Source organism: Roseibium sp. MMSF_3544 (assembly GCF_030732845.1).
Taxonomy (GTDB): domain Bacteria; phylum Pseudomonadota; class Alphaproteobacteria; order Rhizobiales; family Stappiaceae; genus Roseibium.
Genome location: NZ_JASHKA010000033.1, coordinates 43,985 through 52,768, shown reverse-complemented (window position 1 = coordinate 52,768; position 8,784 = coordinate 43,985). Strand labels below are relative to the sequence as shown.

General features: G+C 58.4%; 7 protein-coding genes. 6 read left to right on the top strand and 1 reads right to left on the bottom strand.

The window, feature by feature from the left end:
• Positions 1-83 precede the first annotated feature (83 nt).
• The 5 genes from RBB47_RS28425 (at position 84) to fdhF (ending at position 6,924) form a co-directional block, all read left to right on the top strand.
• Positions 84-1,229 carry a divergent polysaccharide deacetylase family protein gene (locus tag RBB47_RS28425; RefSeq protein ID WP_305989308.1) on the top strand — a complete coding sequence of 382 codons (1,146 nt, stop codon included), beginning with the start codon at positions 84-86 and terminating at the stop codon, positions 1,227-1,229.
• A 25-nt stretch (positions 1,230-1,254) separates the two neighbouring features.
• Positions 1,255-1,785, top strand: a complete 531-nt coding sequence (locus RBB47_RS28420; RefSeq protein ID WP_305989307.1) for an RNA pyrophosphohydrolase — start codon at positions 1,255-1,257, stop codon at positions 1,783-1,785.
• 209 nt (positions 1,786-1,994) lie between these two features.
• The gene (locus tag RBB47_RS28415) at positions 1,995-3,671 is read left to right on the top strand and encodes an NAD(P)H-dependent oxidoreductase subunit E (protein ID WP_305989306.1); all 1,677 of its coding nucleotides are present in this window, start codon (positions 1,995-1,997) and stop codon (positions 3,669-3,671) included.
• Positions 3,668-4,156 carry a GNAT family N-acetyltransferase gene (locus tag RBB47_RS28410; protein WP_305989305.1) on the top strand — a complete coding sequence of 163 codons (489 nt, stop codon included), beginning with the start codon at positions 3,668-3,670 and terminating at the stop codon, positions 4,154-4,156. Before RBB47_RS28415 ends, RBB47_RS28410 begins: the two co-directional genes overlap by 4 nt.
• Positions 4,153-6,924, top strand: coding sequence for a formate dehydrogenase subunit alpha (gene fdhF / locus RBB47_RS28405; RefSeq protein WP_305989304.1), 2,772 nt, complete (start codon positions 4,153-4,155; stop codon positions 6,922-6,924). Before RBB47_RS28410 ends, fdhF begins: the two co-directional genes overlap by 4 nt.
• 160 nt (positions 6,925-7,084) lie before the next feature.
• Here the strand turns inward: fdhF and RBB47_RS28400 are convergent, their stop codons facing one another.
• Positions 7,085-7,684, bottom strand: coding sequence for a TetR/AcrR family transcriptional regulator (locus RBB47_RS28400; protein WP_305989303.1), 600 nt, complete (start codon positions 7,682-7,684; stop codon positions 7,085-7,087).
• Between the two features lie 200 nt (positions 7,685-7,884).
• Here RBB47_RS28400 and RBB47_RS28395 point away from each other — a divergent pair, with 200 nt between their 5' ends.
• On the top strand, positions 7,885-8,781 hold the full coding sequence (locus RBB47_RS28395; RefSeq protein WP_305989302.1) for a S9 family peptidase: 897 nt from the start codon (positions 7,885-7,887) through the stop codon (positions 8,779-8,781).
• Positions 8,782-8,784: the final 3 nt, after the last annotated feature.

Genomic DNA, 8,784 nt, shown 5'->3' with positions numbered 1-8,784 from the left:
GCGCAACACTTCCGTTCTCGTTCTGCGTATCCCAAAAACGAAGATGACTCCGGCGCCATGCCGGACAAAAGGCTCAGGACGGTATGTCGAGCGAAGATCTCACTGCTCCCCTAGGGATGGGCAAACGGCGGCTTGTCAGGCTGCCGTTTGGTCTCATTGGTGCCGGTTTGTTGAGCGTATTCGTGACCACGACGCTCATTTGGGTTGCGGTTGTCGATGACCCGCTCGGCGGCGAACCGGTCGCCGTTATCCCACTCGACGCTACAGTGGAAGGCGTGACCTCGCAAGACATTGAAGTCGTCGAGATCCGTCCGGGCATAGGCGGCGACCTCGGTCCGAACCTCAGGCCGGATTCAAATCAGGATTATCTCGGACCCCGCTACGAAATGGTTGAGCGGCCGGATGGGAGTGGCGTAGAAGCACCCGTCACGAGCCTGTCTGCCAATCCCGATACAAGGGTCAGCGAACGCTCCGACTACGGTTTCCTGCCGAAAGTCAGCGACGCTGGTGTCCGGCCCCTGGATGCCTACGCGCGTCCGGTTGTTACCGAGTTTTCGTCCATTCCGAAAATCGCCGTCATTCTGAATGGCGTCGGTCTCAGCGAGACAGGAACGCAGAACGCGATCGACAGTCTTCCGGCGGACATCACGCTTGCACTGGCGCCTTACGGGGAAGACCTGGACGTGTGGATGCAGCAGGCGCGTCTGAAGGGCCACGAATTGTTGCTGCAGCTACCGTTGGAGCCCTTTGATTTTCCCGACAATGACCCGGGTCCGCACACGCTTCTTGTGAGCTTGCAGCCGGCTGAAATGCTGGACAGATTGGCTTTCCTGCTGACCAGGGCAACAAACTATGTCGGCACGATCGCCGATATGGGCGCACGCTTCACCTCCACCAAGCCCTCCATGCAGTATCTGATGGAAAAGCTGAAAACACGTGGCTTGATGTTCGTCGACAACGGCACGTCCTCACGCAGCCTGGCTGGCGAAACCGCCGCGGATTTGGCTATTCCCTTTAGCGGTGTTGATGTCGTCCTTGATGAGGTTCCTCGGGAGGACAACATTGACGCAAAACTTTTGCAGCTTGAGAGTATCGCCAGATCCCGGGGTGTGGCTGTCGCTGCCGGTTCCGCCTTGCCGGTCACGGTTCGGCAGTTGGAAAAATGGGTGCGCGATCTGGAGCAGCGCGGTTTGCAGCTCGTCCCGGTCAGTGCCACCATCGACCGGTAGTGTAATTTTTCAGGTAGGTATCTAAGTGACAAAGCGTGCTCTCGGTCCGGGATTTCCTGAGCCTTCCGGAGGGTTGCCCTATCGTCCTTGCGTCGGGATCATGTTGATCAACGCGGAAGGCAAGGTTTGGATCGGTAGCCGCGACGATGGCGGCAGTTCGTCCAACTACGAGTTCGCCTGGCAAATGCCTCAGGGTGGCATTGACAAGGGTGAGGATCCGGAACGCGCGGCCCGCAGGGAGCTTTACGAAGAAACCTCGATAAGGTCCGTGACGCTTCTTGAACAGGCGCCGGAATGGTTCGCCTATGATTATCCCGATGAGGTTGTGCGCAAGACGCGTCGCGGCAAGTATCGCGGCCAGGCACAGTGGTGGATTGCCTATCGCTTCAACGGGGAAGATGACGAGATCAACATCCTGACCCCACCGGACGGGCATTCGGCGGAATTCGGCGACTGGCGCTGGGAACATGCCGAACGCCTGCCGGAATTGATCGTTCCCTTCAAGCGTCCCGTTTATGAGCGCGTGGTTGCCGCATTTTCGCATCTGACAGCCTGACAGATCGGTGCCGGCATCCTCAAAGCGTCAGCATTTGAAGTCACGTTGTCGTTTTTCAAACAGACAAGGCATAATTCCAACGTTAGCATCCGGTCCAACTTGATTGACTACGTGTGAACCGGGACCGGTTCGGCGTGTCACAAAGACACCGGATCATTGCAGGCACGCGCGAAAATTCCGCGTGCTTCAGACGTTTAGGAGGAACGCCAATGTCTTTCGGCAAGGGGCTTTCACGAAAGCCGTCCCAGCCAAAAGGGCGTCAATTGGAAGATGCGGCACTGAACGAGGTTCAGGCGCTTTTAGGCGATGAACCGCGCCGGCGGGATCTGTTGATTGAATATCTTCATAAGATTCAGGACACCTATGGCTGTCTGGAGGCCCGTCACCTGAAGGCACTTTCGGCAGAAATGCGTCTGTCGCAAGCCGAGGTCTATGAAGTTGCAAGCTTCTATCATCACTTCGACATTGTCCGGGAAGGGGAAGAAAAACCTGCTCCGCTGACGGTTCGGGTTTGCGACAGCGTCGCCTGCTCGATCAAGGGAGCCGACACGTTGGCGGCGGCACTAGAGAGCGGTGTCGATCCCGCAAAAGTGCGCATCCAGAAGGTGCCATGTATTGGTCGCTGTGCCGGTGCCCCGGCCGTTCAGGTCGGCAAGCGCGCGATCGATGAGGCCAACGAAATGTCTGTTCGCGCAGCCTTGTTTGAAGGGCTGAGCAGCCCTGTCATTCCCGACTGCATCCGGCTGGATCAATACCGGGCCGACGGTGGCTACAAGCTGCTTGAGCGTGTCCGCGCCGGAGAACTGGATGCCGCCGCGATTGCGGACAAGGCCCTGGAAGCCGGTCTTCGCGGTCTGGGCGGCGCCGGGTTCCCGACCGGCACGAAGTGGAAGATCGTCAACGATCTGCCGGGTCCGAAATATCTGACCATCAACGGTGACGAGGGCGAACCGGGCACTTTCAAAGACCGGTATCACCTGGAACGCGATCCGCACCGGCTTCTGGAAGGGGCATTGATTGCAGCGCATGCGATTGCCGCCGACCGGATCTATCTCTACATGCGAGACGAGTATCCCGCTGTTCTTGATATCCTGGCAGCCGAGATTGCGGCACTGCGTTCGGTAGGCATCATCACGACCATCGATATTGAATTGCGACGTGGGGCCGGTGCCTATATCTGCGGCGAAGAAAGCGCGATGATCGAGTCGATCGAGGGCAAGCGCGGCCTGCCGCGCCACCGTCCACCCTTCATCGCCCAGGTTGGCCTGTTCGGCCGTCCGACGCTCAACCACAACGTTGAGACCCTGTTCTGGATCCGCGACATCGTCGAAAAGGGGCCGGAGTGGTTCGCGTCCCAGGGGCGGCGGGATCACAAGGGATTCCGGTCCTTTTCCGTTTCTGGACGGGTCAAGGAACCGGGCGTGAAGCTGGCGCCTGCCGGGATCACCATGAACGAGCTGCTGGAAGAGTTCTGCGGTGGTATGGAAGATGGCCACACCTTCAAGGGGTACCTGCCTGGTGGCGCTTCGGGCGGCATTCTGCCGGCATCACTTGCCGACGAGCCGCTCGATTTTGGCACGCTGGACAAGCACGGCTGCTTCATCGGCAGCCACGCCATCGTCGTCTTCTCCGACCAGGATGACATGCGCGACGTGGCACTCAATCTGATGCGCTTCTTCAAGCATGAAAGCTGTGGCCAGTGCACGCCCTGCCGCTCTGGAACTGAGAAGATGGAGCATCTTCTTGCAGACAATGACTGGAATGAAGCAAAGATCGCCGATCTCGACGCCGTCATGCGCTCCGCATCGATATGCGGTCTCGGCCAGGCAGCGGGCAATCCGGTTGCCTCAGTGCTGAAGTTTTTCCCGGAGGAATTCGAGAAATGAGAATTCGGCCGGCGGTGACTTCCGACGCGGAGACACTGGCAGATCTGTTTGTGGAGATGGAACAGCACTACGGCGGTGACGGCAACCATCCAAGATCCGAGGTGTGCTCCCGGATCGAGCGTTGGATTGAAGAACAGCCGGATGCCGTTTTCCTGCTGGCGGAAGACGAGACGGGCGTCGTTATCGGTCATCTCTCCGCAACGCCTATCTTTCCCTCTGGAGGCGCGGGGCAAAGATCGTTGTTCGTGAAGGACATTTACGTGCGTGACAACGCACGCGGGCAGGGCATTGGTGAGGAATTGCTGCGCAGCTGTGCGGGAGAAGCACGCAAACGCGGAATGCCTCGATTGGAACTGACTGTCGATCGCGCAAATTCCGGTGCGGAAAAGCTCTATGCGCGACTGGGAGCGCTCGACACGGAAAAAACCTATATGCGTTGGGAAGGTGACAGCCTTTCAAATCTAGCCGGGAACAGCCAACAATGACGCAGCAAATCACTTTCTCCCTCGACGGCAAGGACGTCATCGCCCAGGAAGGTGAAACCATCTGGCAGGTGGCCAAGCGTGAAGGCGTCGCCATCCCGCATCTGTGCCACAAGGACGCCCCTGGTTATCGGTCTGACGGTAATTGTCGTGCCTGCATGGTCGATATCGATGGCGAGCGCACCCTCGCAGCTTCCTGCATCCGCATGCCCTCCGAAGGCATGGTGGTCAAGACCGAAACGGAACGGGCATCGAAGGCGCGCGAAATGGTGTTCGAGTTGCTCGCGGCCGATCAGCCGAGCCGGGACGCGCATCCCGATCCGGAAAGTGATTTCTGGAAATGGTCCGACGCAATCGGTGTGACGCAAAGCAGATTTGCACCCTGTGAGAAGCCGGCACAGGACATTTCGCACCCGGCGATTGCTGTCAACCTGGACGCCTGCATCGCCTGCAACTTGTGCGAACGTGCCTGCCGTGAGGTTCAGGTCAACGACGTGATCGGCATGGCAGACCGTGGTTCCCATACGGCGCCGGTATTCGATCTGGCCGACCCAATGGGCGTTTCCACGTGCGTTGCCTGCGGTGAATGTGTGACGGCGTGCCCAACCGGCGCGCTTATGGAAAAGAGCCTTCTGGACGATGCCGGCAAGGTCCGGCAGGTCTTTGCCGAGGAAACCGTCGACAGCGTATGTCCGTTTTGCGGTGTCGGCTGTCTGACATCCGTTTCGGTGAAGGAGGGCAAGATCGTGAAGGTCGAGGGCCGTGACGGGCCGGCCAATGAAAACCGGCTTTGCGTGAAAGGCCGTTTCGGCTTTGACTATGTCTCGAGCCCCGAGCGCCTGACCAAGCCACTTATCCGCCGCGACGATGCACCCAAACGCGGCGACATCTCAATGACGCTGGAAAATCATCTCGACTACTTCCGTGAAGCCTCTTGGGAAGAAGCGCTCGACCGCGCGGCAAGCGGTTTGAAAGCCGCGTTCGACGCCAAGGGCGGAGCGGGTGTGGCCGGATTCGGGTCGGCAAAGGGGTCCAACGAGGAAGCCTACCTGTTCCAGAAACTGATCCGCCAAGGCTTCCAGACCAACAATGTCGACCACTGCACGCGGCTATGCCACGCCTCTTCCGTGGCAGCTCTGATGGAAGGTATCGGATCCGGTGCGGTGACGGCACCGTTCAACGCCGCTGAAGATGCCGACTGCATGATTGTCATCGGAGCGCGTCCTGCACAGAACCACCCTGTCGCGGCGACCTATATCAAGCAGGCCGCCAAGAAGGGCACCAAGCTGATCGTCATGGATCCACGGGGCCAGGACCTGATGCGGCACGCCGACTACGGCCTGAAGTTCAAGCCGGGTACCGATGTCGCGATGCTCAACGCGATCCTCAACGTGATCATCACCGAGGGGCTTTACGACAGCCAGTATATCGCGGCCCATGTCGATGGCTTTGAAGCGCTTGCAGAAAAGATCCGTGACTTCACACCGGAAGCCATGGAACCGGTCTGCGGCATCGACGCCGGAACCCTGCGGGAAGTGGCGCGGCTTTATGCGACCAGCGCCAGGTCGATCATCTTCTGGGGTATGGGCGTTTCCCAGCATGTTCATGGCACCGACAATGTCCGCTGCCTGATCGCGATGGCGCTGACCACCGGCCAGATTGGCCGCCCAGGTACGGGCCTGCACCCCTTACGGGGGCAGAACAACGTGCAAGGCGCTTCTGATGCCGGTCTTATCCCGATGGTCTTCCCCGACTACCGGTCGGTGGAAAATCCGGATATCCGCGGCGAGTACGAAGATGCCTGGGGCAGGACCCTTGATCCGGTCCGTGGTCTCACGGTCGTTGAAATCATGAACGACATTCTGGCCGGCGGCATCGAAGCCATGTTCGTGCAGGGTGAAAACCCGGCCATGTCAGACCCGGACCAGACACACGCCCGCAAGGCGCTCTCGACGCTGAAGCACCTGGTTGTTCAGGACATTTTCCTGACGGAAACAGCCTGGCATGCTGACGTCATTCTGCCGGCGTCCGCGCACGCGGAAAAACTTGGCACATACACGAACACCAACCGCCAGGTTCAGATCGGCCGCCCATGTGTGCCGATGCCCGGCGAGGCACGCGCCGACTGGGAAATTCTCATCGAAATCGCCAACCGCCTCGGACTGAACTGGTCCTATGACGGTGTTCCGGCCATCTATGAGGAAATGCGCTCGCACATGGCCTCGCTCAACAACATTTCCTGGGAGCGTCTGGAGCGCGACGGCACCGTCACTTACCCGGCAGATGCGCCGGACAAGCCCGGCAACGAGATCCTCTTTGGACAGTCCTTCCCGACTGCGGATGGCCGCGGCAAGATCGTTCCGACGGAACTGGTGCCGCCCAACGAGTTGCCGGACGAGGACTTCCCGCTCGTGCTGACGACGGGCCGCATGCTTGAACACTGGCACACGGGGGCCATGACGCGCCGTGCCGCCGTCCTCGACGCCATTGAGCCGGAGCCTGTCGTGTCCATGAACCCGCGCTCGATCAAAATGGCAGGGCTGGAGATCGGCCAGCAGGTCACCGTTGAGACCCGCCGCGGTGCGATCACCCTGACTCTGCGCGCTGACCGGGATGTATCGGAGGAGATGCTGTTCATCCCGTTCTGCTTCTTCGAAGCACCGGCAAATTTCCTGACCAATCCACAGCTTGATCCGTTCGGCAAGATCCCGGAATTCAAGTTCTGCGCCGCGCGCATCGGGCCGGCGCAGCATCAACAGGCTGCGGAGTAAATGCGTCATCACTAGAAAAAAGGGCGGCCCAGAGCCGCCTTTTTTGGTTTTGAAACCCTGAATTTCGCGCTACCAATGCGAGATCGTGCAGCGCTGTCTCCATCTGATGACGTGCAGATCACAATGGACTTGAAACGGAAAACCGGTTTCCCTCACGCACTCACAGATTTGCTTGATTTTGTTTCGCCACGGTCAAGACGTTCACTTTGAGCGTTGCCAGGAGTTCATCGAGGTCCTTTCGGTTTGTGGCCCCGTATTTCAACGCCATGACTGTCGTCACGAACAGATGCGCCTGTTGTTCAACGGTCAGGCCATTCGCACCAAGCGCTGTCTCGTGGGGGATCAGCAACTCTCGCACCAACACCTCGTGGCGTTGGTGAGAGCGCGCGATCTCGTCGCGACCTGCCGCGTTGTGCCCGGAAACAAGATCTTCCGCATCTCCAGCCGTTTGCAGAAGTTCAAAGCTCTTTATCACCGTATCGGCAAAGTAGGCGTCCAGTTTCTCCGACAATGTCTCGCATGCGTCCAGTCGTCCTCTGACAGCTGCCAGGTTGCGATCCGTGATCACCCGGATCGAGGCGCGGATGAGATCATCCTTTCCGCCAAAAAGATCATAGAGCGTTTGCCTTGAGACGCCTGCCTCGGCAGCGATATCAGCCATGGCCGTCTTGCGCGCCCCAAAACGCACGAAGCATCTGATGGCTGCCTCGACAATTTTTTCTTCTGTTTCGTTCAACGGCTTGGACTGAATTTCGGTCATAGAACCCACATAAATTGAATCTTGCTACTTGACAAGTCTTGTTAGAATGTCAAATACAGTCTTACACAGAACATAAACTTGTAAAGTTGACAAGCTAGATGCTCCCAAATCGCAGACAGTTTTTGAAAACAGGTGCGACTGCGGTGATTGCAGGAATGCTTCCTTTCCGCTCCTCACGCGCCGAATTGAAGGAACCAGCTATGGACAGATCACAAGAAGATGCCCTGATCGATCAGATCGCAAAGGGTGTCAGCTACGCTTTCCGGACACCCATTCTGCGCAGGCCGTCCGACTACGGCATGGCGTATGAGGACGTGTTTTTCCCGGCAATGGACGGGGTCATGCTGGACGGCTGGTTCATCCCATCCGAAGGCAGCAACAAGCTGGTGATCTGCAACCACTTCATTGGTGCAAATCGCTATGGCTATCCCGGTCATCTTGAGCCCTGGACCGGTCAGGGCGGGTTCGAGGTCAATTTTGTCGAGGCCTACAAAGCGCTTCATGAAGCCGGGTACAACGTCCTGGCCTATGACCTGCGCGGGCATGGTCATTCCGCTGAAGGGGCAGGCAACATAACCGGGGTTGGCGCCATCGAATGGCGCGATGTCATCGGCTCGGTCCGGTACGCGCGCCAGAAGCTCCCCAACGCAAAGATTGCCCTTCACTCCCTGTGCATGGGATGCAACTCAACATTCATCGCCATGGAGAAGCACCCGGAAGAGTTCGCCGACATTGTCTGCATGATCGCCCTGCAGCCGCTTTCGGCTGCGCCATTCATAGAAAGAGCACTGATCGACAATGGCGTCGAAAATGCCGTGGAGCGCTTTAATGAGCGCTACTCCTATTACTCCAGCTTCCGGCACACGGATTCAAATGCGATCGCCCGGGCTCACGCGGTCAATTGCCCGACCATGCTCGTTCAGGTCAAAGACGACATGACCACAAAACCCTCCGATGCCGAAGGCATCTTTGAGAGATTGCCGACCGCCGACAAGAAACTGCTCTGGATTGAAGGAACGCCGGTTCGATACGAGGGATATCGCTATTTCAGTCAAAAGCCAGCCGAGATGCTCGCCTGGTACGATGCACATATGTGAGGA

Coding starts and splice junctions, on each gene's coding strand:
- RBB47_RS28425 (WP_305989308.1), top strand. CDS start 84: ATGTCGAGCGAAGATCTCACTGCTCCCCTAGGGATGGGCAAACGGCGG.
- RBB47_RS28415 (WP_305989306.1), top strand. CDS start 1,995: ATGTCTTTCGGCAAGGGGCTTTCACGAAAGCCGTCCCAGCCAAAAGGG.
- RBB47_RS28410 (WP_305989305.1), top strand. CDS start 3,668: ATGAGAATTCGGCCGGCGGTGACTTCCGACGCGGAGACACTGGCAGAT.
- fdhF (WP_305989304.1), top strand. CDS start 4,153: ATGACGCAGCAAATCACTTTCTCCCTCGACGGCAAGGACGTCATCGCC.
- RBB47_RS28400 (WP_305989303.1), bottom strand. CDS start 7,684: ATGACCGAAATTCAGTCCAAGCCGTTGAACGAAACAGAAGAAAAAATT.
- RBB47_RS28395 (WP_305989302.1), top strand. CDS start 7,885: ATGGACAGATCACAAGAAGATGCCCTGATCGATCAGATCGCAAAGGGT.